Annotated in this window: 20 protein-coding genes; 5 read left to right on the top strand and 15 right to left on the bottom strand. The window is 73.2% G+C overall.

Annotated features, from left to right (window positions below; all coding sequences use genetic code 11):
* Nucleotides 1–9 precede the first annotated feature (9 nt).
* The 7 genes from ABT129_RS34120 to pyrG all read right to left on the bottom strand — a co-directional run bounded on the left by ABT129_RS34120 (nt 10) and on the right by pyrG (nt 9,094).
* Nucleotides 10–1,059, bottom strand: coding sequence for a segregation and condensation protein A (locus ABT129_RS34120; protein WP_502981996.1), 1,050 nt, complete (start codon nt 1,057–1,059; stop codon nt 10–12).
* Complete coding sequence (locus ABT129_RS34125; RefSeq protein ID WP_502981997.1) at nt 1,056–1,544, bottom strand: hypothetical protein; 489 nt, start codon at nt 1,542–1,544, stop codon at nt 1,056–1,058. Before ABT129_RS34125 ends, ABT129_RS34120 begins: the two co-directional genes overlap by 4 nt.
* On the bottom strand, nt 1,541–2,566 hold the full coding sequence (locus ABT129_RS34130; RefSeq protein ID WP_030212665.1) for a ParA family protein: 1,026 nt from the start codon (nt 2,564–2,566) through the stop codon (nt 1,541–1,543). Before ABT129_RS34130 ends, ABT129_RS34125 begins: the two co-directional genes overlap by 4 nt.
* Nucleotides 2,567–3,014: 448 nt before the next feature.
* Entirely contained in the window at nt 3,015–4,130 is a 1,116-nt protein-coding gene (ald, locus tag ABT129_RS34135; RefSeq protein WP_351909422.1) for an alanine dehydrogenase, read from the bottom strand.
* Nucleotides 4,131–4,277: 147 nt separating this feature from the next.
* Complete coding sequence (locus ABT129_RS34140; protein ID WP_351909424.1) at nt 4,278–6,263, bottom strand: AAA family ATPase; 1,986 nt, start codon at nt 6,261–6,263, stop codon at nt 4,278–4,280.
* A 371-nt stretch (nt 6,264–6,634) separates the two neighbouring features.
* Nucleotides 6,635–7,261: an NUDIX domain-containing protein gene (locus ABT129_RS34145; protein ID WP_351909425.1), complete on the bottom strand. Its 627-nt coding sequence runs from the start codon at nt 7,259–7,261 to the stop codon at nt 6,635–6,637.
* A 174-nt stretch (nt 7,262–7,435) separates the two neighbouring features.
* The gene (gene pyrG, locus ABT129_RS34150) at nt 7,436–9,094 is read right to left on the bottom strand and encodes a CTP synthase (protein ID WP_351909426.1); all 1,659 of its coding nucleotides are present in this window, start codon (nt 9,092–9,094) and stop codon (nt 7,436–7,438) included.
* Nucleotides 9,095–9,676: 582 nt separating this feature from the next.
* On the opposite strand from pyrG, the gene ABT129_RS34155 reads away from it, so the two are divergent.
* From ABT129_RS34155 to ABT129_RS34165, 3 genes are all read left to right on the top strand, one after another.
* The gene (locus tag ABT129_RS34155) at nt 9,677–11,479 is read left to right on the top strand and encodes a glycoside hydrolase family 15 protein (RefSeq protein WP_351909428.1); all 1,803 of its coding nucleotides are present in this window, start codon (nt 9,677–9,679) and stop codon (nt 11,477–11,479) included.
* 105 nt (nt 11,480–11,584) lie between these two features.
* The gene (locus tag ABT129_RS34160; protein WP_351909430.1) at nt 11,585–12,979 is read left to right on the top strand and encodes an FAD-binding oxidoreductase; all 1,395 of its coding nucleotides are present in this window, start codon (nt 11,585–11,587) and stop codon (nt 12,977–12,979) included.
* A gap of 158 nt (nt 12,980–13,137) precedes the next feature.
* Nucleotides 13,138–14,766: a PucR family transcriptional regulator gene (locus ABT129_RS34165; RefSeq protein ID WP_351909432.1), complete on the top strand. Its 1,629-nt coding sequence runs from the start codon at nt 13,138–13,140 to the stop codon at nt 14,764–14,766.
* A gap of 122 nt (nt 14,767–14,888) precedes the next feature.
* On the opposite strand, the gene ABT129_RS34170 is transcribed toward ABT129_RS34165, so the two are convergent.
* The 6 genes from ABT129_RS34170 to ABT129_RS34195 all read right to left on the bottom strand — a co-directional run bounded on the left by ABT129_RS34170 (nt 14,889) and on the right by ABT129_RS34195 (nt 20,913).
* Complete coding sequence (locus tag ABT129_RS34170; protein WP_351909434.1) at nt 14,889–15,989, bottom strand: glycosyltransferase family 4 protein; 1,101 nt, start codon at nt 15,987–15,989, stop codon at nt 14,889–14,891.
* Between the two features lie 165 nt (nt 15,990–16,154).
* On the bottom strand, nt 16,155–16,847 hold the full coding sequence (locus tag ABT129_RS34175; RefSeq protein ID WP_351909436.1) for a hypothetical protein: 693 nt from the start codon (nt 16,845–16,847) through the stop codon (nt 16,155–16,157).
* 116 nt (nt 16,848–16,963) lie between these two features.
* Nucleotides 16,964–18,715: a DNA repair protein RecN gene (recN, locus tag ABT129_RS34180; protein WP_351909438.1), complete on the bottom strand. Its 1,752-nt coding sequence runs from the start codon at nt 18,713–18,715 to the stop codon at nt 16,964–16,966.
* 131 nt (nt 18,716–18,846) lie between these two features.
* A complete protein-coding gene (locus ABT129_RS34185) occupies nt 18,847–19,770 on the bottom strand; it encodes an NAD kinase (RefSeq protein WP_351909440.1) in 924 nt (307 codons plus the stop codon).
* A complete protein-coding gene (locus tag ABT129_RS34190) occupies nt 19,767–20,582 on the bottom strand; it encodes a TlyA family RNA methyltransferase (RefSeq protein ID WP_351909442.1) in 816 nt (271 codons plus the stop codon). Before ABT129_RS34190 ends, ABT129_RS34185 begins: the two co-directional genes overlap by 4 nt.
* A 7-nt stretch (nt 20,583–20,589) precedes the next feature.
* The gene (locus tag ABT129_RS34195; protein ID WP_351909444.1) at nt 20,590–20,913 is read right to left on the bottom strand and encodes a hypothetical protein; all 324 of its coding nucleotides are present in this window, start codon (nt 20,911–20,913) and stop codon (nt 20,590–20,592) included.
* Between the two features lie 43 nt (nt 20,914–20,956).
* Between ABT129_RS34195 and ABT129_RS34200 the strand changes: the two genes are divergently transcribed.
* On the top strand, nt 20,957–21,304 hold the full coding sequence (locus ABT129_RS34200) for an SCP2 sterol-binding domain-containing protein (RefSeq protein WP_351909446.1): 348 nt from the start codon (nt 20,957–20,959) through the stop codon (nt 21,302–21,304).
* Nucleotides 21,305–21,395: 91 nt separating this feature from the next.
* On the opposite strand, the gene ABT129_RS34205 is transcribed toward ABT129_RS34200, so the two are convergent.
* Nucleotides 21,396–22,247, bottom strand: a complete 852-nt coding sequence (locus ABT129_RS34205) for an ABC transporter ATP-binding protein (protein WP_351909448.1) — start codon at nt 22,245–22,247, stop codon at nt 21,396–21,398.
* 53 nt (nt 22,248–22,300) lie between these two features.
* Nucleotides 22,301–23,398, bottom strand: coding sequence for an HAD hydrolase-like protein (locus ABT129_RS34210; RefSeq protein ID WP_351909450.1), 1,098 nt, complete (start codon nt 23,396–23,398; stop codon nt 22,301–22,303).
* Nucleotides 23,399–23,479: 81 nt separating this feature from the next.
* Here ABT129_RS34210 and ABT129_RS34215 point away from each other — a divergent pair, with 81 nt between their 5' ends.
* A complete protein-coding gene (locus tag ABT129_RS34215) occupies nt 23,480–24,772 on the top strand; it encodes a DUF1015 family protein (RefSeq protein WP_351909452.1) in 1,293 nt (430 codons plus the stop codon).
* Nucleotides 24,773–24,900: the final 128 nt, after the last annotated feature.

Raw genomic sequence — 24,900 nt, forward strand, 5'->3', positions numbered from 1 at the left:
TGAGGTCGCTCACGCGGATGCCTCCTGGTCGAATTCGGCGGTCACGCCCCCGGACGGGTCCGTCTCCCCGCCCGTCCAGGAGACCGTGAGGTCCCCCAGGGCGGTCTCCTGGTCGAGGGCGACGGCCTTCTCCCGGTAGAGCTCCAGGAGGGCGAGGAAGCGGGCGACGACGGTGAGGGTGTCGTCGCCGACGTCCTCGATCAGCTCCCGGAAGAGCGCGGACCCGCGCTCCCTCAGCAGCGCGACGACCACGGCGGCCTGCTCGCGGACGCTGACGAGCGGGGCGTGGATGTGGTCGACGTACACCTGGGGTTCGGCCCTGGGCCGCATGGCCTTGACGGCCAGCCTGGCGAAGCCCTCGGCCCCGATGGAGATGACGACCTCGGGGAGCAGCTCGGCGTGGTGCGGTTCGAGTCCGACGGTACGGGGATGGCGGCGGCCCTCGGCCTCCCAGCGCTCCTCGAAGATCGCCGCGATGCGCTTGTACGCCCGGTACTGGAGGAGCCGCGCGAAGAGCAGGTCGCGGGCCTCCAGGAGGGCGAGGTCGGCCTCGTCCTCCACCTCGGCGGCGGGCAGCAGCCGGGCGGCCTTGAGGTCGAGCAGGGTGGCGGCGACGACGAGGAACTCGGTGGTCTGGTCGAGGTCCCCGTCGGGCCCCAGGGCCCGCAGGTGGGCCATGAACTCGTCGGTGACCTGGGAGAGGGCGACCTCGGTGACGTCGAGCTTGTGCTTGGTGATCAGCTGGAGCAGCAGGTCGAAGGGCCCCTCGAAGTTCGAGAGCCGCACGGTGAACCGCCCGCTCCCGACCTCACGCCCGGCCTCGACGCCGACCACGGCCCCGGTCGCGGCTTCGGTCGCGGCACCGGCCCCGGGCTCCTCGGCGGTCCCCGAGCCGCCCTCGGCCTCCCCCACCCGCTCAGCCGGAGGCGCTGTGGCCTCCGGCTCGCCCGGGCCGCGGCCCAGGAGGCGGCGGCGTGGTGGGCGGGACGTTTCGTCTGAGGCGTGGTGCATGGAGGTCCAGGGAGAACGGGAGCGCGGCAGCCCGCAGGCTACCGTCAGCGGCCGCGCAGGCGGCGGACGAGGATGCTCGCGTCGCCGCGGGACTCCAGGTCCGCCAGGACGACCGCGACGGCCTCCCGGACGATTCTCCCCCGGTCGACGGCGAGACCGTGCTCGCCGCGGAGCACGAGTCGGGCGTGCTCCAGGTCCATGAGCTCCTCGGCGGAGACGTAGACCGTGATCTTCTCGTCGTGGCGCTCCCGGCCGCTGGGCCGCCGGTTCGGGGCCCGCCCGCCGCGCCGCCGTGCCGCCGGGGCGGGCACCGCGGCGGTGGGCGCGCCCTTCGGGGCGCCCCCCTCGGGCTCGGAAGCCCGCGCGCGGGGTTCCGAGGCCTCGGACTCCGCCGCCGTGTGCTCGGCGGAGTTCTCGGCCGCCGACGGGTCGCTCTCACCCGCCGGTGCCGGGACGGCCCGGCGGGGTGCGGACGACTGGAGCGCCGTCCCCCCGGTCGTACGGAAGAGCTCGTCGGCGCCGGGCAGACTCACTCGGCGTGACACCGGGCGAGCACCTCCCTGGCGAGCTGGCGGTAGGCGGCGGCGCCCACGGAGTTGGAGGCGTACGTGGTGATGGGCTCGCCGGCGACGGTGGTCTCCGGGAAGCGCACGGTCCGCCCGATGACCGTGTGGTACACGTGGTCGTCGAAGGCCTCGACGACGCGCGCGAGGACCTCACGGCTGTGCACGGTCCGGGAGTCGTACATCGTGGCGAGGATGCCGTCGAGCTCCAGCTCGGGGTTGAGCCGCTCCTGGACCTTCTCGATGGTCTCGGTGAGCAGGGCGACACCGCGCAGCGCGAAGAACTCGCATTCCAGCGGCACGATGACCTTGTGAGCGGCCGTCAGGGCGTTCACGGTCAGCAGGCCGAGCGAGGGCTGGCAGTCGATCACGATGTAGTCGTAGTCGTTCATCAGCGGCTTCAGGGCGCGCTGGAGCGTCGACTCGCGCGCGACCTCGCTGACCAGCTGGACTTCGGCGGCCGAGAGGTCGATGTTGCTCGGCAGCAGGTCCATGTTGGGTACGGCGGTCTTGAGGAGGACCTCGTCCGCCGACATGCCCCGCTCCATGAGCAGGTTGTAGACGGTGAGGTCGAGCTCCATCGGGTTCACGCCGAGGCCGACCGACAGGGCTCCCTGCGGGTCGAAGTCGACGAGCAGCACCCGTCGTCCGTACTCGGCGAGCGCGGCACCCAGGTTGATGGTCGACGTGGTCTTGCCGACGCCGCCCTTCTGGTTGCACATCGCGATGATCTTCGCGGGTCCGTGGTCGGTCAGCGGACCCGGGATCGGGAAGTACGGCAGGGGCCGTCCGGTGGGGCCGATCCGCTCGCGGCGCTGGCGGGCAGCGTCGGGTGCGAGGGTGGCCGCGTACTCCGGGTCGGGCTCGTACTCGGCGTCGGGGTCGTAGAAGTGCCCCTCGGGCACCTCGTCGTAGGCGGCGAAGTGGGTGGACTCTCGGCCCATCTCGTTGCCGGCCGTGGCGTTCACGTGTAGGCCGTCCATCGTCTTCATCGTGTGGGCTGTCGTCATGGGCTGGTGCGTCGCGAAGGTCCGCACCGCGACGGAGCCGATCGGAGCACCTGGCGCACCGCTCCCGGGAGTAATTGTCGACTCATTCACAAGTCGTCTTACCTCCTTGGATGTCACCAGGAACATTTATCGATAGGTCAGCGTGGCACCATGCCGACGGTTGGCGACTCTATGGCGTGTCACCGCTCCGCAGCAACACAATCCGCCGGACCCGGCCCGATGTGTCGGCAACCGAACACCTCTCTGTCAAGGGTGCGCAGGCATGCATCCACACGTTTCAGGGGTGTGCGAAACGGTTAAAGGGTTACGTTCGAGGCGAGTTGACCGAACGTTCCGCCAGGTCCGGACACACGTCCGGCCGGACCTTGTCGACAAGGTCCGGCCGGGTGCGTGGCATTGACGGCACGCGTTGACGGCGGTGCCGCGAGGGTCAGGCCAGGAGGGTGCTCAGCTCGACGTGCTCGAGACCGTGCGCCTCGGCGACCTCCTTGTAAACCACCTTGCCGTCATGGGTGTTGAGACCCAGACCGAGGGCGGCGTCGCGGCGCAGCGCCTCGACCCAGCCGTTGTTCGCCAGCGACACGATGTAGGGCAGCGTGGCGTTGGTGAGGGCGTAGGTGGAGGTGTTCGGGACCGCGCCCGGCATGTTGGCGACGCAGTAGAAGACCGAGTTGTGGACCTGGAAGGTCGGCTCGGCGTGGGTGGTCGCGTGCGAGTCCTCGAAGCAGCCGCCCTGGTCGATCGCAATGTCGACAAGGACACTTCCGGGCTTCATCTTGGCGACGAGCTCGTTGGTGACCAGCTTCGGGGCCTTGGCGCCCGGGATGAGGACGGCGCCGATGACGAGGTCGGCCTCGATGACGGCCTTCTCCAGCTCGTAGGCGTTGGAGACGATCGTCTGCACCTTGGTGCCGAAGATCTTGTCGGCCTCGCGGAGCTTGTTGATGTCACGGTCGAGCAGGGTCACGTGGAAGCCCATGCCGACGGCGATCTGGGTGGCGTTCCAGCCGGAGACGCCGCCACCGATGACGACGGCCTTGCCGGCGTGGGTGCCGGGGACGCCGCCGGGGAGGACGCCGCGGCCGCCGGCCGAGCGCATCAGGTGGTAGGCGCCGACCTGCGGGGCCAGGCGGCCCGCGACCTCGGACATCGGGGCGAGCAGCGGGAGGGCGCGGTTCGCGGTCTCGACCGTCTCGTACGCGATGGCGGTGGTGCCGGACTCCAGGAGCGCGTCCGTGCACTCCTTGGAGGCGGCGAGGTGCAGGTAGGTGAAGAGCGTCTGGTCCTTGCGGAGGCGGTGGTACTCCTCCGCGATCGGCTCCTTGACCTTGAGCAGCAGGTCCGCGATGGCCCAGACCTCGTCGGCGGTGGGGAGGATCAGGGCGCCGGCGGCGATGTACTCCTCGTCCGTGATCGAGGAGCCGACACCGGCGTTCTGCTCGACGAAGACCTGGTGGCCGTGGCGGACGAGCTCGTGGACACCCGCAGGGGTGATGGCCACGCGGAACTCGTTGTTCTTGACCTCGCGGGGGATGCCGACCTTCATCGTCGATCACGGTCCTTGAATCAGGGGGGATACATGGGGCACTGCGATACATACCCGGATGCACTGCGGCGCACCGGGGCAGACCACGTTCGAACGCGGCGCACCCAGTCTAATGAAGGAGTTCCCGGTGTCTAGCCTTTCAAAGTACTAATCTTTGATCGACACACTGCGGATTTCGTAGGCGGATGATTCCGTTTCCAGCAGTCTGTCGGCTGCGGCCCGGTGCAGCCGGGCCGCGGCGGGATCGCCGAGCCGGTCGAGGGTGTCGGCGAGCCTCAGCTGGAGGGCGGCCTGGAGCCGGGTGTCCTGGGCGCGCCGGGCCCACTCCACCGCCTCCTCGCAGGTCCGCAGGGACTCCTCGGGCCGTCCGGCGTACTCCTGGACCCGGGCCGCCTCGCTCAACGCCCGCGCGTGGCCCGGGAGATCGTCGAGGCGCCGGTAGCCGGCCGCGGCGGCCCGCCAGTTCCGCAGCGCCTCGCCGTACCGGCCCGCGTAGGTCTGTACGGCGCCGAGGCGGGCGTAGAGCCGGGCCTGGTCGGCCCGCTCGTCCCGGTCGAGGCGCTGGGCGAGCGCCCTCCCGTACCAGTCGCCGGCCCGCTGCCAGTCCCCCAGCTCCTGATAGGACCCACCTACGGATTCCATCGCCCGACCGGTCGCGTACGGGTCATTTGCTGCGCGTCCGGCATCCAAAGCCAACCGATATCGCAGCAGAGCGTCTTTCGTCCTCCCGGTGCGGGCATCCAGATCGGCCAGGTTCAGCAGGGCGGCGGCCCGCTCCCGGTGCAGCCCGTGCCGCTCGGCCACGTCCAGGACCAGCTGGTGGAGGCCGTACAGCTCCGGCGCGGCCGCCTCCGCGCCCCGGTGCGCGGCGAGCGCCCTCACCAGGGAGGCGACCAGGCGGCGGGCGAGGGTGTCGAGCTCCCCGTCGGCGACGGCGAGCCGGGCCGAGGCGAGGAGGAAGGACTGCCGGGTGCGCAGCCAGACGGCCCCGGCGGCCTCGTCGGGGAAGCGCAGGGCCCTCGGCAGTCCGGCCAGCTTCCGGCGGGCGGGCGAGCCCTCGGGTTCGGTGACCGCACGGCAGGACTGGAGGAGCCGTACGGTCCGCTCCAGCATCCGGGCCCGCGCGAGCTGCACCTCGGCGGGCCGGTCGCGCTCCTCCAGCTGGACGCGGAGCAGGGGGACGAGATGGCCGGGCACCTCGTACTGCCCGTCCTCACCCACGGAGACGAGCCCCAGGGCGGCGAAGTCGGCGAGGGTGGTCGCGGCCGCCGAGACCGAGCAGCCGGCCAGGGCCGAGGCGGTGTGGGCGTCGGCCCGGCCGAGCGGGGCGAGCACGAGGAATCGCAGTATCCGGGCGGCGGTCGCGGGCAGCGCCTCGTGGGCGAGCAGGAAGGCGCGGGTCAGCGGGTCGCCGCTGAGCGCGCGGAGCCGCTTGGCCAGGTCGGCGACGGAGGCCTTGGGGCGGGTGGAGAGCCAGCCGCCGGCGAGGACGACGGCGCTCGGCAGTCCACCGCACTCCTCGACGAGGGTCTCGGCGGCCTGCGGGTCGACGGTGATGCGTACGGAGCCGGTGAAGACGGTGAGCAGTTCGATGGCCGACTTGGGGTCGAGGCCGCCGAGGGTGCAGGGCCGTACGTCGGGGATGCCGGTGAGCGGTCCCCGGGCGACGCCCACCACCAGGGAGTCGGGGTTGTCGGGGATCAGCGGGTCCGCCTGCTCGGCGTCGACGGCGTCGTCGAGGATCAGGACGGCCCGGCGCTCGGCGAGGGCGCCACGGACCAGTTCGGTCAGCTCGTCCTCGCCGGCACCGGGGGGTTCGGCGACCCCGAGCGCGGCGAGGAGTTCCTGGGCGACCCGGGCGGTCGGCACGGGATCGCCGCCGGGTTCGGTGAGCCGGGCCCGGAAGAGCCCGTCGGGGTACCGGTCGGCCAGTCCGGCGGCCAGTTCCTCGGCGAGCGCGGTACGTCCGGAGCCGGGCTTCCCGGCGATCAGCAGCACCCGGGCGCGGGGGGCCTTGCGGCCGGTGAGGGTGTCGAGACCGGTCCGCTCGATGTCGGCGCGCAGGGCCTTCAACTCCCGCTGCCGGCCGAAGAACTGCCGGCTGCCGGCCGTCGCCACCGCCTGATCCGTCACGGGCCACGCTCCCGTCCACCTGCGCACGAGCCGATCCCGCGGGGGGCTCCGCACGGGCGATTCCGAGCGTAGTTCAGCGCATGGCACGCACCCGGCGGAGCAGGGCGGACACATCCCCCGATCGGATCAACAGATAGTCACACCACCTCATGGAGGCGCCACTCGACGAGCCACGGGCCCGGCACCGGAACGACGTGCCCGCGTCCCCCGACCGGCGGGCACACGCACAGGGCCGAAGGGCACACGTCCCGCGACCGGCAGGCACAAGGCCGACGGACGCGCGCCGCGGAACCGGCGCGCGCCACAGGCCGGGGGTGAGGGCGGCCCGCACACCGCCTCGCCGCCCTGACCCCCGGCCGCGCGACCGGCTCCTACGCCTCGAAGGGCCGAGCCGGCCAGGGCGCCTCCGCCGGCCGAAGAGAGTCCAGGCCCTCGCCCGCACGCGCGGCCGCCAGCGACAGCACCCCCACCACCAGGCAGTTGTTGTGCAGCTCTCCCGCGAGGACCCCCCGGACGAGGTCCGCGAGCGGAACCCGCGCGAGTTCCATGTCGGCCTCCTCCTCGGAGACCTCGAAGCGCTCGCCCTCCGCCTCGGCGAGACCGCGGGCGAGGAAGATCCGTACGGCCTCGTCGCACCCGCCGGGGGTGGTGTAGACGTCGGTCAGGACCCGCCAGTCCTCGGCCTTGACGTGCGCCTCCTCGTACAGCTCGCGCTGGGCGGCGTGCAGCGGGTTCTCACCGGGCACGTCGAGGAGACCGGCCGGGATCTCCCAGAGCTTCTGCCGCACCGGGTGCCGGTACTGCTTGAGCAGCAGGACCCGGTCCTGCTCGTCGAGGGCCAGGACGGCCACCGAGCCGGGGTGGACCTGGTAGTCGCGGCGCGCGACCGTGCCGTCCGGCATGACCACGTCGTCCGTGCGGACACTCGTCTTGTTTCCCCGGAACGGGGTGGTCGTCGCGACGACCCGCCACTCCTCCGGGGTGTCCTGCAACTCCATCTGTGTCCTCCCGTACGAACCACACGAACCACGAACGAACCACGAACCACGAACCACGAACGAACCGCGGACGAACCGCATGCGAGCCCCTGACGAGCCACATACGAAAGCCGGGGCACCGGCCCTGGAGGGCCCGTACCCCGGCAACGTTAACGCCAGGAACCGACAGGTCGGCTACTTCGCCGGCTTGCCCGTCTTGCGCTCCACGGCCGCCTTCACCAGGCCCGCGAAGAGCGGGTGCGGACGCGTCGGGCGCGAGCGCAGCTCCGGGTGCGCCTGCGTGGCGACCAGGTAGGGGTGGATCTCGCGCGGGTACTCCACGTACTCGACGAGCTTGTTGTCCGGGGAGGTGCCGGAGAAGACCAGGCCGGCCTTCTTCTCCAGCTCCGCGCGGTAGGAGTTGTTCACCTCGTAGCGGTGACGGTGGCGCTCGTCCACGTACGGCTGGTCGTCGTAGACCTCACGCACGATCGAGCCCTCGGCGAGCTTCGCCGGGTACAGGCCCAGGCGCATCGTTCCGCCCAGGTCGCCCGCGCCCTCGACGAACGCCAGCTGCTCCTCCATCGTCGACACGACGGGGTGCGCGGTGGCCGGGTCGAACTCGGTGGAGTTGGCGTCCGGGATGTCCGCCAGGTTCCGCGCGGCCTCGATGACGATGCACTGCAGGCCGAGGCAGATGCCGAGCAGCGGCACCTTGTTCTCTCGGGCGTACTGGATCGCGCCGATCTTGCCGTTCACACCGCGGTCGCCGAAGCCACCGGGGATGAGGATCGCGTCGACGTCGCCGAGCTGCTTCTTCGCGCCGGCCGCCGTCTTGCAGTCGTCGGAGGTGACCCACTTGACCTTGACCCGCGCCTTGTTGGCGAAGCCGCCGGCCCGCATGGCCTCGGTGATCGAGAGGTACGCGTCGGGCAGGTCGATGTACTTGCCGACGAGCGCGACCGTGACCTCGTGATCGGGGTTGTGCACCCGGTCCAGCAGGTCGTCCCAGGTCGTCCAGTCGACGTCGCGGAACGGCAGGTCGAGCTTGCGCACGACGTAGGCGTCGAGGCCCTCGGTGTGCAGCACCTTCGGAATGTCGTAGATCGACTTGGCGTCGATGGCGGCGACCACGGCGGCCTCGTCGACGTCGCACATCAGCGAGATCTTGCGCTTGATGGCGGTCGGGACCTCGCGGTCGGCGCGCAGCACGATCGCGTCGGGCTGGATGCCGATGTTGCGCAGGGCGGCGACGGAGTGCTGGGTCGGCTTGGTCTTCAGCTCGCCGGAGGGGCCGATGTAGGGCAGCAGCGAGATGTGCACGACGAAGACGTTGTCGCGGCCGACCTCGTGGCGGACCTGGCGGACGGTCTCCAGGAACGGCAGGGACTCGATGTCGCCGACCGTGCCGCCGACCTCGGTGATGACGACGTCGACGTCGTCGGCCGCCATGCGGCGGATCCGGGACTTGATCTCGTTGGTGATGTGCGGGATGACCTGCACGGTGTCACCGAGGTACTCGCCGCGCCGCTCCTTGGCGATGACCTGCGAGTAGACCTGGCCGGTGGTGACGTTGGCCGAGCCGTCGAGGTCGACGTCGAGGAAGCGCTCGTAGTGGCCGATGTCCAGGTCGGTCTCGGCGCCGTCGTTGGTGACGAACACCTCACCGTGCTGGAAGGGGTTCATCGTGCCCGGGTCGACGTTCAGGTACGGGTCGAGCTTCTGCATCGTGACCCGAAGGCCCCGGGCCTTGAGGAGCGCACCCAGGCTGGAGGCGGTCAGGCCCTTGCCGAGGGAGGAGGCGACACCCCCGGTGACGAAGATGTGCTTGGTCGTCGTGGTTTTGGGCGGCATCGCCAAGAGGGGGCTCCCGTGGTCGCGTTCTGGAGGTGCGTACCGGCGTCCCCTCCGGAAGAATCGGGGGGTGCCGTCGCTGCGGTTTCGGGGTCCTCGGCTCTCGCCGTTTCCCACCGGTCCACGGGGTACCAGGGTATCAGCGACATCGGGAGACCGCTTCCGGCCACACGCGGCAGTCGGGTGCACACGGACGGCGACGCGCAGAGCGGAAGGGGCTCCCACCGGGTGGGCGGAAGGACCTCCCACCGGGCGAAAGACGGACCTCGCAGCGTACGAAGGGCGGACCTCGCACCAGTATGAAGACGCGTTCACCCGATCGGAGCAACGCCGTTACCGGCGTGATCACCGGGGCACCGGGGTCCGACGTATCCTGCTCGGACATTGCCCGCCGAGCCGGCCGGCCAACGGCGCCACCCCGCCTTCCCCCGGAGCCGAACGCCCGGGGGACCCCGTCCGGCCCAAACAGCTCGTCGACGATCCCCTGACCGCTGACACACGCCGACCCGGCTGACACCCAGCCGGAGCATCTGAGCAAGCGCCCCGCGGGGCGGACGTGGCCGTTCGACTGGAGTGAAGCACGTGGCCGGGCGCATCGAGGATTACGCACTCATCGGAGACATGCAGACCGCCGCCCTGGTCTGCCGGGACGGCAGCGTCGACTGGCTGTGTCTCCCCCGCTTCGACTCGCACGCGATCTTCGCCGGGCTCCTCGGCACCGAGGAACACGGATTCTGGCGGGTGGGCCCCGCCGGGCCCGCCGACGCCGAGCCCGCCCCGGCGGACCGGCGTCGCTACGTCGGCGACTCGCTGATCCTGGAGTCCGAGTGGGACACCCCACGCGGCACGGTCCGGGTGACCGATTTCATGCCTCCTCGTGACGGGGCGCCCCAGCTCATCCGGATCGTGGAGGGCGTCTCCGGCCGGGTCCGGATGCGTTCCGCGCTGCGGATGCGGTTCAGCTACGGCCGGATCGTGCCGTGGGTCCACAAGGTCGGGGAGCGGACGGTCGCCGTCGCGGGACCCGACTCGGTGTGGCTGGACTCCGACGCCGAGACCCACGGCAAGGACCTCACGACGTACTCCGACTTCACGGTCAACCCCGGCGACCGGATCACGTTCACGATCTCCTGGCAGCCCTCCCACAAGGAGCAGCCCGCGCTGCCGGACCCCGAGGGCTCCCTGGAGGCGACCGCCGAGTTCTGGCGCGAGTGGGTCGAGCACTGCACGTATCACGGCCCCTACCGGGAGGCCGTGATCCGCTCCCTGATCACCCTGAAGGCGCTGACGTACGCGCCGACCGGCGGGATCGTGGCCGCGCCGACCACCTCGCTGCCCGAGGAGATCGGCGGCGTCCGCAACTGGGACTACCGCTACACCTGGCTGCGGGACGCGGCGATCACCCTCTCCTCGATGCTGCGCACCGGCTACCGCGAGGAGGCCCGCGCCTGGCGGGACTGGCTGCTCAGGGCGGTCGCGGGCGACCCGGAGAACCTGCAGATCATGTACGGCATCGCCGGCGAGCGCGAGCTCGGCGAGGCGGAGCTCGACTGGCTCCCGGGATACGAGAACTCCGGACCGGTCCGGGTCGGCAACGGCGCCGCCAACCAGCTCCAGCTGGACGTCTACGGCGAGGTCACCGAGGCCCTCCACCTCGCGCACATGACGGGGCTCTCCCGCAACGACTACGCCTCGCTCCTCCAGATCAAGCTGATCAACTACCTGGAGAAGCACTGGGACCAGCCCGACGAGGGCATCTGGGAGGTGCGCGGCCCGCGCCGGCACTTCGTCCACTCCAAGGTGATGGCCTGGGTGGCCGTCGACCGCACGATCAAGCTCATCGAGTCCGGCGACGCCGACGGCCCGCTGGAGCGCTGGCACGAACTGCGCGACGAGATCCACCGGGACGTCTGCGAGAAGGGCTACGACAAGGAGCGGAACACGTTCACGCAGTCGTACGGCTCCAAGGAGCTGGACGCCTCGCTGCTGCTGATCCCGCAGATGGGCTTCCTGCCGCCGGACGACAAGCGGGTCATCGGCACGATCGAGGCGATCCAGCGGGAGCTGTCGACCGAGGACGGCTTCGTGCTGCGCTACCCCACCGCCGGCGAGGAGGCCGGGGTCGACGGCCTGGAGGGCGACGAGGGCGCGTTCCTGGCGTGCTCGTTCTGGCTGGCGGACGACCTGGCGATGATCGGCCGGGTGGACGAGGCGCGCACGCTCTTCGAGAAGCTGCTCGCGCTCCGCAACGACCTGGGGCTGCTCGCCGAGGAGTGGGACCCGAGGCTCCAGCGGCAGGTCGGCAACTTCCCGCAGGCCTTCAGCCACGTCCCGCTGATCGACACGGCGCTGCGCCTGACGGCGAGCGGGGCGTACGGCGGCTGAGCGGGCGCACCGGGCGGAGGCGGCCGTCCGGCGGCTGAGCGGCGGGCGGCGGACCCCGGACCTACGATGAAGGGGTCCGTCCCCCCGTACGAAAGGGGGGCTCCCATGGCTCCCCGGACCACCGTCCCGGACGCCGCGCTCGCCGGTCTGCGCGAGGATCTCGCCGGTGAGGTGTACGTACCGGGCGATCCGGGCTACGACGAGGCGCGGACCGTCTTCAACGCGATGATCGACCGGCGCCCCGCCGTCATCGCCCAGTGCGAGACGCCGGAGGACGTCACCAACGCGGTCCTCTTCGGCCGGACGGCCGAGCTGCCGATCGCGGTGCGCGGCGGCGGTCACAGCGTCGCCGGTGCGGCGCTCAACGACGGCGGGCTCGTCGTGGACCTGCGCCGGATGCACACCGTGGTCGCCGATCCCGAGAACATGACGGTACGGGTGGCCGGCGGGGCCACGATGAGTCATCTGGACCACGCCTGCCAGCCGTTCCGCGTGGCGGTGACGGGCGGGCGGGTGTCCACGACGGGGGTCGGCGGGTTCACGCTCGGCGGCGGTTCGGGCTGGCTGGAGCGGAAGTTCGGGCTCGCCTGCGACAACCTGCTCGCGGTGGAGCTGGTCACGGCCGACGGCAGGCACGTCCACGCGGACGCCGAGGAGAACCCGGAGCTGTTCTGGGCGCTGCACGGCGGCGGCGGGAACTTCGGCGTGGTGACCTCGATGACGCTGCGGGTCCACCCGCTGCCGGAGTTCGGCTTCGCGCTGCTGCTCTTCCCCGCCGACGCGGGGCCCGAGGCGGTCTCCGCGTACCGGGATCTGGTCGACGCACCGGCGCCGGACGAGGTGGGCGGCGGCGCCATCTACATGACGGGCCCGCCGGAGGAGTTCGTACCGCCGGAGCTGGTCGGGCGGCTGGTCTGCGGCGTGCTCGTCACGTACGCGGGGCCGGAGACGGGGCTGCGGGAGATCGTGGCGCCGCTGGCCGCGCTGGAGCCCGCGGCCGCGATGGTGACCAAGATCCCCTACGTACAGCTCCAGTGCATGCTGGACGACCCGCCCGGCATGCGGAACTACTGGTCGGCCGAGTACCTGACGGGGTTCCCGGACGAGGCGGTGAACCGGTTCTGCGAGCGGGCCGGGGACATGCCGGTCCCGACCGGGACGCAGCACGTGATGTTCCCGATGGGCGGGCGGGTCGCGGACGGTCCCGCCGACTTCCCGCTGCCCTGGCGGACCGCCCCCTGGGCCGTCCACCCCTTCGGGGTGTGGGAGGACCCGGCCGACGACGCGCGGGTGGTGTGCTGGGTGAAGGACGTGCGGGCCGACATGCGTCCCTGGTCGGCCGGCGCCGTGTACCTGAACTTCATCGGCGCCGAGGGAGCCGACCGCGTCGCGGCCGGCCTCGGCGCGGAGAACGCCCGGCGGCTGGCCGCCGTGAAGGCCGCGTACGACCCCGACAACGTCTTCCGCTTCAACCACAACATCGCCCCCGCCGCGGCCTGAGGCGCACCCCGCGCGGGAGTGACGCAGGACACAGTCGACAGGTGGTCGCGCAAAGTCCGCCGCGGGACGACGAGTTGTCGGGGCGGTGTACGAGGTGTCCTGTCCCGTGACCCTGGGGTGATGTCGCCGGAACCTGGACGCGGGTAGCGTCCGGGCCCATGGACAATCAGGGCGGGATCACCGTGCAGCGGGCGCTCGAACTCCCGGGCCTGCGCGGCGGGCTCCCGGAGGTCGTCGCCGGCGCCGACCGGCTGCACCGCACGGTGCGCTGGGTGCACGCGGGCGAGGTGCCGAACATCGCGTCGCTGCTCAAGGGCGGCGAACTACTGCTGACCACGGGCCTCGGCCTCGGCACCCGGCCCGCCGAGCAGCGGGCCTTCGTGCGGCGCCTCGCCGACCGGGGCATCGCGGCGCTCGTGGTGGAGCTGGGGCCGCGCTTCGCCCGCCTCCCGGCGACGATAGTGGAGACCGCGCGGGCCGCCGGGCTCCCGCTGGTGCAGCTGCACCGCGAGGTCCCCTTCGTGGCCGTCACGGAGGAGATCCACACCGAGATCGTCAACGGGCACTACGCGCTCCTCCGGCAGGCCGAGGAGGTCCACCGGCAGTGCACGGAGGCGCTGCTCGGCGGCGGCGGAATCCCGCAGGTGCTCCGCATCCTCTCCGACTTCGCCGGCAACCCCGTCTTCCTGGAGACCGCGGACGGGCAGCTGCTGTACGCGGCGGGCACCGAGTCCGCGCCCGCCGACCCGCTCCAGGTGTGGGACGGGCTGCGCGGCCAGCGGGCGGCCCGCGAGTCCGGCCCGCCCACCGGAACGGTCCTCGTCGACGTGCCCGGCGGCGGCCCCGGAACGGCCTCGGTACGGGCCCGCCTCGTCCTGCTGTCGGTCTCCGGCGCCCTCTCCCCCGTCCACCGGATGGCCGCCGAGCGCGCGGCCGGTCTCCTGGCGGTCGTCCTCATGCAGGCACGGCAGGAGGAGGAGCTGGCCGCCCGCGGCCGGGGCGACTTCCTGACCGACCTCGCGGAGGGCCGGATCGCGGCCGAGGACGCCCCGGCGCAGGCCCGGGTCCTCGGCTTCAAACCGGGCGACGGCCCGCTCCTGCCGGTGGTCATGCGCCTGGCGTCGGAGCTCTCCCCCTCGGGCAACTGGGCCCTGCTCGCCCGCGCCGTCCTGGAGGAGCTCGCCTCCGTCGGCGTCCCGGTCCTGCTGGGCGTCCGCCCGGTCGAGGGCCGGGTCCCCCTCCTCCTCGGCCTGCGCTCGGAATCGGAACGCACGGCGGTCGCGGACCGGGTCGCGGCGGCGCTGCGCGCGGGCGTGGAACGGGCGGGGCTCGAACGGGCCGGCGTGCACCCGCCGGTCGTGGTCGTGGGTGTCGCCGGCAGCTGGGCGGCCGCCTCCGCGGGCCTGCGGCACGCGGCCGAGACGGCGACGGCCGCGCAGGGCCTCTCGGACCTCCCCTGGTACGACGCCCGGCGCCTGGACATCGACCTCCTCCTGTGGCGGCTGCACTTCCACGGAGACACGGTCCTGGCCGCGTTCGTGGACCGCGCGATCGGCCCCCTGCGGGACCACGACCGCACGTCCCGGCCCCCGCTGCTCCCGACCCTGGAGACGTACCTGGCGCACGCGGGCCGCAAGGCGGAGACGGCCCGGGAACTCCATCTCAACCGCCAGACCCTCTACAACCGCCTGGCCCGCATCTCCGAACTCCTGGGCACGGACCTGGACGACCCCCAGACGGTCCTGGCCCTCTCCCTGGCCCTCAGAGCCCGCCGCCACACCGCGTAAGGCCGGCCCATCCGCCCGAGACGGCCCCCACCTGTGCGGGCATTCGTCCCGCAGGGGTGCGGGCCCGGACCGGCGGGGCCGCACCCGAAGGCCCGGGCCCGCCCGAGGGCGAGGAGCAGCCCCTACCGCCCCGCCAACTCGTCGTACACGCTCAGCACATGCGCGACGGTCTCGTCCTCCGTGGGCCAGGACCTCGCCTGCACCCGCCCCGCCGCCGCCAGGTCCATCCGCCGGTCCACGTCCTCCAGGAGCCCCCGCACCGCCCCGGCCAGGGCGGCCGCGTCCCCGTAGGGCACCAACTCCGCCGCGTCGCCGACCAGCTCCGGAACTCCGCCGACCGCCGTGGCGACGAGCGGCACTCCGAGCCGCAGCGCCTCCTGCGCGAGCAGGGACCGCGCCTCCCAGCGCGACGGAAGCACGGCCACGTCCGCCGCCGCCAACAGCTCCGCCACGTCCTCCCGCCGCCCGATCAGGCGGACGGAGAGCCCCTCCTCGGCGATCCGCCGCTGGAGGACCGGCCGCTCACGCCCCTCCCCCGCGATCACCAGCAGCGGCTGCGGGTCGAGCTCACGCCACTCCCGCGCCGCGTCGAGCAGCGTCCGGTACCCGCGCCCTCGCTCCAGGGCTCCGACCGCCATCAGCAACGGCCGGTCGACGGCCCCCAGTTCGGCCCGGGCCTTGCCGTCGTGGAGGCAGACGGGCCCCCGTGCGGCCGGCACCGTGACGGGTGCGAGCCGTGCGTCGCGGGCCCCGCGCCGGCGGGCGCGGTCGACGAGTTCGGAGGAGGTGGCGAGGACGACGGTCGCGGCCCGTACGGTCCTTCGTTCCAGGAGCCGCAGCACCCCGCCCCGCGCCCCGTCCACGTGGACCCGGCTGTCCCAGGTCGTGACGAGCGGCGCGCGGCCGCCGCCGCCCGGCACGCTCCCGCAGCCGGACAGCGCGAGCGCGGCCCGCACGGAGGCCTGCAGGCCGTGCGCGTGGACCACGTCCGCGCCGACGCAGGCGTTGCGGAGCGCGGCGACGGTGGCGGGGTCGCCGAGCCGAGGCAGGGGCACGAAGTGCGCCCCGGCACCGAGGTAGTCGTAGACGCGGTCGAGTTCGGGCGGGGCGCACACGGTCACCCGCACGCCCCTCGCCACGAGCCCCGAGGCAAGTGATCGGACGTGAGCGCTGCTGCCCGCGCTGCCGCCGCCCAGCACTTGGACCGTACGGAGCTGTGTCACGCGCCCAAGGATGCCAGTCCGTACCGCCGACCGTACGCACGTTCCGGCACGGAAGTGGCGTCGTCCCCCTGTACGGAAGGCGTACGGCTCCGGGACCCCGCCCACGGGTTCACCCACTCGGGTGAGCGCCCAAGGGCACCCCGCACGCCCCGGCCCTCGCTCCCCTCAGGCCTCGCGCTCCCCCGAGCCGCTCTCTCCCGTGCCGCCCTCCTGCACGCGACACTCCGCCCAGACCGCCACGGCGACCAGCCCGGCCGCGTGCGCGGCGAGTCCGAGCCGCCCGTTCCCGGCGGCGATCGCGCTGCCGACGGCGGCGCCGAGGGCGTGCGCGCCCGTGTCACCGAGCATGGTGCGCTCGCCGAGGTCGTCCCCGAGGACCGCCGTGACGGCGCCCATCGGCGCGGCGGCGAGCGAGCCGCGCAGCAGTCCGGGGGCGGCGAGGGCGAGCACGGCGAGTCCCGCGCGCCCGGGGCGTACGTCCACGAGGTTCACCAGGTGGGCGGTACCGGCGATGACGACCCCGGCGAGGACCTTGTCCACGGCCCGCTCCTTGAGCAGCGCCCCGGCCACGGCGGAGGCGGCACCGATCCCGAGGAGCTTGACGGCCCCGCTGGTCACCTCGCCGCCCCGCAGCGCCTCCAGATGGGCCCGGAACCCGCGCCGGTGATCGCCCCTGGCATCGTCGTACGCCCCGCAGGCCCCGGCGGCCAGGACGGCGAACGCGGCGGGCCCGCTTCCGGCACCGGCCGCCGCGCCGAGCGCCACCGCGGGCCCGGCGTACAGGTCGACGCTCCGCCCCGCGTGGTTGGTCCGTATCCACGGCCCGTCACCAGGGCCCCCGGCCCCGGCCGACGTCACCCGCCCCGCTGTATCCCGCGTCGTCTCCCGGGTCCCCCACCGCCCGGAAGTCCCCCGCAGCCCCTCGTACACCGCGCGGCTCACCCCAGCGGCGACGCCGAAGGCGGCGAGGCGCCTCACCCGTCCGCCCGCGCCGTCGCGAGCAGTTCCTCGGCGTGGGCCCTGGCCGTCTCGGAGTCCTCCTGGCCCGCGAGCATCCGGGAGAGCTCCCGGACCCGCTCCTCGCCCTCCAGGACGGTGACGCCGGAGCGGGTCACGGAGCCGTCGTTGGTCTTCTCGACCAGCAGCTGCCGGTCGGCGAAGGCCGCGACCTGCGGGAGGTGGGTGACGACGACGACCTGGGCGGTCTTGGCGAGCTTCGCCAGGCGGCGGCCGATCTCCACGGCCGCCTTGCCACCGACACCGGCGTCGACCTCGTCGAAGAGGTAGGTCGGGACCGGGTCCGTGCCCGCGAAGACGACCTCCACGGCCAGCATCACCCGCGACAGCTCACCGCCGGACGCGCCCTTGGCGATCGGGCGCGGCGGGGCGCCGGGGTGCGGGGCGAGCAGCAGCTCGACCTCGTCGGCCCCGGACGGGCTGTAGGCGACCCGGCGGCCGCCGACCTCGACACCGTCGGGGTCCTCGGTCTGCCCGATGGCGAAGGACACGCGCGCGTGGGGCATGGCGAGCGAGGCGAGTTCGGCGGTGACGGCGGCGGCGAACCGGTCGGCCGCCTCGGTACGGGCGTCGGTGAGCCGCTGCGCGAGCACCGAGAGGTCGTCGCGCAGCCGGTCGCGTTCGGCGGTGAGCTCCTCGACACGGTCGTCGTCGCCGTCCAGCTCGCCGAGCCGGCCCGCGCTCTCCTCGGCCCAGGCCAGGACGGCCGCGATGCCCTCGCCGTCCCGTCCGTACTTCCGGGTGAGCTGGGTGAGGGCCGCGCGCCGTTCCTCGACGGCGGCGAGCCGCAGCGGGTCGGCGTCGAGGTCGTCGGCGTATCCCGCGAGTTCGGTGGCGACGTCGCCGAGCAGGATGGAGATCTCCCCCATCCGGTCGGCGAGCGCGGCAAGCGCCGGGTCGTGGGACCGTACGGCCTCCAGAGCCCGGTTCGCGCCCGCGACGAGGGTCGTGGCGTCGACGGACTCGGGGTCCTCGGGCACGCCCGCGAGCGCGGCGTGCGCCAGCGCGGCGGCGGAGGCGAGGGCCTCGGCGTGGCCGAGCCGCTCCGCCTCGGCGGCGAGTTCGGTGTCCTCCCCGGCGAGGGGGGTGACGGCCTCGATCTCACCGAGCCCGAACCGCAGCAGGTCGGCCTCCTGGGCCCGCTCCCGGGCCCGGGTGGTGATCTCGTCCAGCTCTCCGGTGACCGCGCGCAGCCGCCGGTACGCCTCGGCGTAGGCGGTGAGGGGTACGGAGACGGCCTCGCCCGCGTACCGGTCGAGCGCGCCCCGCTGCCGGGCCGGCTTGAGCAGGCCCTGCTGGTCGGTCTGGCCGTGGACGGCGACGAGTTCGTCGGCGAGTTCGGCGAGCAGCCCGACGGGCACGGAGCGCCCGCCCAGGTGGGCCCGTGAGCGTCCCTCGGCCGAGACGGTGCGGCTGACCAGCAGCACGCCGTCGTCGAGCTCCGCCCCGGCTTCCTCGGCGCGTACGGCGGCGGGCGCGCCCGCGGGCACGCTGATCCGCCCCTCGACGACGGCCGACGCCGCGCCGATCCGCACCAGGGCCGGGTCGGCCCGCCCTCCGAGCAGCAGCCCGAGGCTGGTCACGACCATCGTCTTGCCCGCACCGGTCTCACCGGTCACCGCGGTGAAGCCGGGCGACAGCTCGACCACCGCGTCGTCGATGACCCCGAGCGACCGTATCCGCATCTCCTCCAGCACGCCCCAGACCATACGAGGTTTCCCTGGTGCGATGCGACATCACCCCCGGGCGTAACTCTCCGCCGCGCCGATCGTTCCGCGCGCAGGAAGCCGGGCGTACGCCTCCACCGGCCCGCCCCGGGCGGGGGGCCCGTGGACGTGCGTCAGCGCGCCCCGCCCCGCCAGCCGGACACCGGCAGGGCGAACTTGGCGACGAGCCGGTCGGTGAAGGAGGCGTGGTGGAGCCGGGCGAGCCGGACCGGCACGGCGCCCCGCCGCACCTCGACCCGCGCCCCCGCCGGGAGTTCCACGGTCCGCCGCCCGTCGCACCAGAGCACCCCGTGCGGGGTGTGCGGCTCGACCTCGACGGCGAGCACGGACTCGGGGGTGGTGATGAGCGGCTTGGCGAAGAGGGCGTGGGCCCCGATCGGGACCATGAGCAGCGCCTCGACCTCGGGCCAGACGACCGGGCCGCCCGCCGAGAAGGCGTAGGCGGTGGAGCCGGTCGGTGTCGCGCAGATCACCCCGTCGCAGCCGAAGCCGGTGACCGGCCGGCCGTCGATCGCGAGGACGACCTCCAGCATCCGTTCGGGGGACACCTTCTGGACGGCGGCCTCGTTGAGCGCCCAGTCGCGGTGCAGGACGCCGCCGTTCTCGTACACGACGACGTCGAGGGTCATCCGCTCCTCGACCTCGTACGCCTTCGTCACGACCCGGTCGACGACCTTGTCGAGGTCGTCGCGCTCGGCCTCGGCGAGGAAGCCGACGCGGCCCAGGTTGACGCCGAGCATCGGGACGCCGGAGGCGCGGGAGAACTCGGCGCCGCGCAGCAGTGTGCCGTCGCCGCCGAGGACGACGAGGAGTTCACAGCCGTCGAGCGCGTCGGAGCAGGCCTCCGTCACCTTCTCGACGGACGGCGGCAGCGGCAGGTCCGCCGCCTCGGCCTCCAGGACCCGGACGCCGATGCCGCAGCGCAGCAGTCCGAGGACGACCAGTTCGGCGCTGCGCACGGCGGCGGGCCTGCCGGTGTGCGCGAGCAGGAAGACGGTGCGTGGTGCGGTCTCTGGTGCTGCTGCCGTTGAGCTCAACGAGGTCCTTCCGCCACGGCGCGGTCGACATCCGCCGGATCCAGCGCGGGCGCCCCTGCCCGCAGCCACAGAAAGTACTCGACGTTGCCGGAGGGGCCGGGCAGCGGGCTCGCCGTGACGCCCAGGACACCGAGCCCGAGTTCGGCCGCGCGCCGGGCCACGTTCTTCACGGCGTCCGCGCGGAGTTCGGTGCTGCGGACGACCCCGCCCGTGCCGAGCCGCTCCTTACCCACCTCGAACTGGGGTTTCACCATGAGGACGAGGTCGGCGTCGGGCGCCGTGCAGGCCACCAGGGCCGGCAGGACGAGGCCGAGCGGGATGAACGAGAGGTCGCCGACGACGAGGTCGACGGGAATCCCGTCGATCGCGTCGAGTGTCAACTCGCGTACGTTCGTGCGGTCCTTCACGGTGACCCGCTCGTCGCTCTGCAGCGACCAGGCGAGCTGGCCGTAGCCCACGTCGACGGCCACGACATGGGCGGCGCCGGCGCGCAGCAGCACGTCGGTGAAGCCGCCGGTGGAGGCTCCGGCGTCCAGCGCGCGCCGGCCCTCGGTCTTCAGTCCGAGCGGGACGAAGGCGGCGAAGGCCCCGGCGAGCTTGTGGCCGCCGCGCGAGACGTAGTCGGGGTCGGAGTCGTCCTGGACGACGACGATGGCCGCGGCGGTCTCGACCTGGGTGGCGGGCTTGGTGGCGACGGTCTTGCCGACGGTCACCCGGCCCGCGGCGATCAGCTGGCTGGCGTGCTCGCGCGAGCGCGCGAGCTTGCGCCGGACCAGCTCGGCGTCGAGACGGCGGCGTGCCACTCCTGCCACGTTCGGTTCAGCTCCTGTTTTCGTACGGACGAGGGGCGGGGTGCGCGTCGAGCGAGGTCAGCTCGGCGCGCAGTCCACGGTGTACATCCTCGTACACCTCCAGGTGTCCGTCCGCCGGGAGGTGGTCCACCGCGCCGAGACGCGCCAGGTGCGCGTCGACACCGGGATGCCCGGTGGGCTCCCGCCCGACCCCGAGCGGAGCGGCCTCCGCGGGCTCGTGGGTCTCCCGCGGAGCCACCGGCTCCACGGACTCCGGTGCGGGCGTCGCGCCCGCCGGCTCCCCTGCGGACGGCCCGTCCGCGGACTCCGGTGCGGGCATCGCGTGGTTCATGGTCCCGACGCTACCGCGAACCCCTGGGGTACGGTCGACGGCGATGGCGACGATCACGGAGTGCCGCGGCGCACTCGACAGACTCTCGGACAACCTGGCGCGGGCGAACGGCGACGTGCGCGGTGCGGTCGCGCTCGACCGCACCCTGAGCTGCCACATCACCGACCTGGACACCACCTTCGCGGGCCGCCTCGCGGACGGCCGGATCCACGTCGAGTCCACGGTGGAGGGTCCGCCGCGGACCAAGGCCCAGATCCGGCTGGCGATGACCGGCGACGACCTGGTGTCGATGGTGGGCGGCCACCTGAACTTCGCGAAGGCGTGGGCCTCGGGCCGGGTCAGGCTGGAGGCGGGCTTCCGCGACCTGCTCCGCCTCCGCTCCCTCCTCTAGCTCCCGGGGCCGGGTCCCAGGGCCCGTCGGGGCCCACGGGTCCACAGGGCCAGGGGCCCCCGCGCCCGCCCCCGGACCAGACCCCGAGGCCTCACGTGCGCAGCGCGGGCTCCGGAGACGGCACCGCGGGCACGGGCCGGGGGGCCCGGGCCTTGCGCCCGGCCGGTACGACCAGCGGCGTCCCCGTCTCGGGGTCGTCGATGACCTGGCAGCGCAGCCCGAAGACCCGCTCCACCAGTTCGGCGGTCACGACCTCGGCCGGCGGACCCTCGGCGACCACCTCGCCGTCGCGGACGGCGATGAGGTGGGTCGCGTAACGGGCCGCGTGGTTGAGGTCGTGCAGCACGGCGACGAGCGTCCGGCCCTGGGTCTCGTGCAGCTCGGCGCAGAGGTCGAGGACGTCGATCTGGTGCTGGATGTCGAGGTAGGTCGTCGGCTCGTCGAGCAGGAGCAGCGGCGTCTGCTGGGCCAGCGCCATGGCGATCCAGACGCGCTGGCGCTGGCCGCCGGACAGCTCGTCGACGTACCGCTCGGCCAGCTCGGCGACACCGGTCGCCTCCATCGCCTCCCGGGTGACGCGCTCGTCCTCCGGGGACCACTGGCGCAGCAGCCCCTGGTGCGGGTAGCGGCCGCGGGCGACGAGGTCGGAGACGGTGATGCCGTCGGGTGCCACGGAGGTCTGCGGCAGCAGACCGAGGGTCTTCGCCACCTTCTTCGCGGGCATGGTGTGGATCGACTGCCCGTCGAGCAGGACCCGGCCCTCGCTGGGCTTCAGCATCCGGGAGAGGGCTCGGAGCAGGGTGGACTTGCCGCAGGCGTTCGGCCCGACGATGACGGTGAACGAGTTGTCGGGGATCTCGACGGACAGATCGCGGGCGATGACCCGCTGCTCGTACGCCAGGGTGACCGATTCCGCGCTCAGCCGCTGCTGTCGACCGTCCATACCCGTACTCCCGTGCCACGACCCAAAGAAAAGTTAGGTTAGCCTACCCAATTTCACAGTCCGAGCCGTGCCAGCGCCTTCGCGGCGTCCGGCACACCCCCGCCGGCGGCGTCGGCCGCCGACCAGGCCGCCCCGCACGAGGCCCGCACGCCGTCCATCACGCCCCCCGCGCCCCCTTCCGAGGCCTCCGCCGATCCCCCGGGCCCGTCGAGCACCAGCTCGCCCCCGCTCACCGAGGCCCGCCACTCCCCGCACACGAAGCTCCCGTCCTCCTCGGCGACGACCTCCGGCTGCCCCAGGAGCAGCCCCCGCAGATCGACGTCGACATAGGTCGGCCGGTGCTCCGGCACCGCCCTCAGCAGCTGTGCCACATCCGTCACCCCGGTCAGGACGAGCAACGAGTCGACCCCGCCGTTGAACGCGCCCTCGATGTCCGTGTCCAGCCGGTCCCCGACCACCAGCGGCCGCTCCGCCCCGGTCCGCAGCACCGTCTCCCGGTGCATCGGCGGAAGCGGCTTCCCCGCGACCTTCGGCTCCACGCGACCGCCCGTGGCGATCCGTACCACCTCCACCGCCGCCCCGTTCCCCGGCCCGATCCCCCGCGCCCCGGGAATCGTCAGGTCCGTGTTCGACGCGTACCAGGGCAGCCCCCCCGCCACCGCGTAGCTCGCCTCCGCGAACCGCCCCCACGGCATGTCGGGCCCCCCGTACCCCTGCACGACCGCCACCGGCTCGTCCTCCGCCGAGTCCACCGGCACCAGACCCCGCTCACGCAGCGCCACCCGCAGCCCCTCGCCACCGATGACGAGCACCCGGGAACCGGCCGGCACGTCGTCGGCGATCAGCCGGGCCACCGCCTGCGCGGAGGTGATCACGTCCCCGGCCTCGGCCGGCACCCCGAGCTCCGTGAGGTGCTCCGCCACGGCGTCGGGCGTCCGCAGCGCGTTGTTGGTGACGTACGCCAGGTGCATCCCGCCGGCCCGTGCCACCCCGAGCGCCTCGACGGCGTACGGAACGGCTTCCCCGCCCGCGTACACGACACCGTCCAGGTCCAGGAGCGCCGTGTCGTACGCCTCGCTCAACGGCACCGCGCTGCCACCCGGCCGACTCCCGCCGACGCCCTGCTGTCCCTGGCCGTTCCGCACCGTCACCGCGACTCCTCACATCACCGGGTGGTTTTCCCCCGCTCCCCCGATCATCGCTCATGGCCACCGCCCACATACGATGACGAGATGAACACCTCAGGTCACGCGGCCGCCGACGTCCGCGACGACGCCGCAGGCCTGCGCCTGGCCCCGTTCCGCGGACTCCGTTACGTCCCCGAGCGGGTCGGCAGCCTCGCCGCCGTGACGTCTCCTCCCTACGACGTCGTCGTACGACCTGACGGCCTGCTCCATCTGGAGTCCGCCGACCCGCACAACATCGTCCGGCTGATCCTCCCGCAGGCGATCACCGCCGGCACCCGCCACCGCAAGGCCGCCGTCACCCTCGACCGCTGGCTCGCGGACGGCGTCCTCGCCCCCGACCCGGAGCCCGCGCTCTACGTGTACGAGCAGCACGGCGACGGCATCCTGCAGCGGGGCATCATCGGGGCGCTGGAGCTCTCCACCCCGGCCGAGGGGGTCGTCCTCCCCCACGAGGACGTCATGCCGCACGTGGTCGAGGACCGCGCCGCCCTCATGCGGACCACAGCCGCCAACCTGGAGCCCCTGCTCCTCACGTACGTCGGCGACGGCGACGGCGCGGGCCAGGTCGTCGAACGCACCGTCCAGCGCCCCCCGCTGCTCGCCACCACCACGGAGGACGGTTTCCACCACCGTCTCTGGGCGGTCACCGACCCGGCGGAGCAGGCCGCCGTCGCCGCCGAACTCAGCCACCACCAGGCCCTGATCGCCGACGGCCACCACCGCTGGGCGACCTACCTCCGCCTGCGCGAGGAGCACGTGTCGCCGGGCCCCTGGAACTACGGTCTGGTCCTCCTCATCGACACCGCCCGCTACCCCCTGCGGGTCCGCGCGATCCACCGTCTCCTCCACCGCCTCCCGATCGCCGACGCCCTCGCGGCCCTCGACGGCGCCTTCCGGGTACGCCGGATCGAGGGGGCCCTGCCGGCGGCCCTGGAGGCCCTCGCGGCGGCCACCGCCGAGGGCAACGCCTTCCTCCTCGCCGGGGGCGGCGGCTTCCACCTCGTCGACCGCCCGGATCCCGCCCTCCTCGACCGCACGATCCGTACGGACCGCCCCGAGGCCTGGCGCACCCTGGACGCCACGGTCCTGCACTCCACCCTCCTGGAGCACGTCTGGCACATCCCGGACGCCCCCGAGGACATCGGCTACATCCACGACACCGAGGCCGCGGTCGCCCAGGCGGAACGCCGTGGCGGTACGGCCGTCCTCATGCATCCGGTACGCGAGGAGGTCGTACGGGACCTCGCCCGCCAGGGCGTCACGATGCCCCGCAAGTCGACCTCGTTCGGCCCGAAGCCGGCGACGGGCCTGGTCCTCAGGAGCCTGGCGCTGGACTGACCGAGAGATCCGGAAACGAAGAAGGGCGGCACCCCCGGGGGGCGGCCCGATCAACAACCCAACGGGTCACAGCTTTTAGCCCAACCAGTAGGACCAGGCCGCCACACTAAGGTAAATCACACATCAGA

Origin of the sequence: Streptomyces sp. NPDC002057 (assembly GCF_040296665.1) — a bacterium.
Classification (GTDB): domain Bacteria; phylum Actinomycetota; class Actinomycetes; order Streptomycetales; family Streptomycetaceae; genus Streptomyces.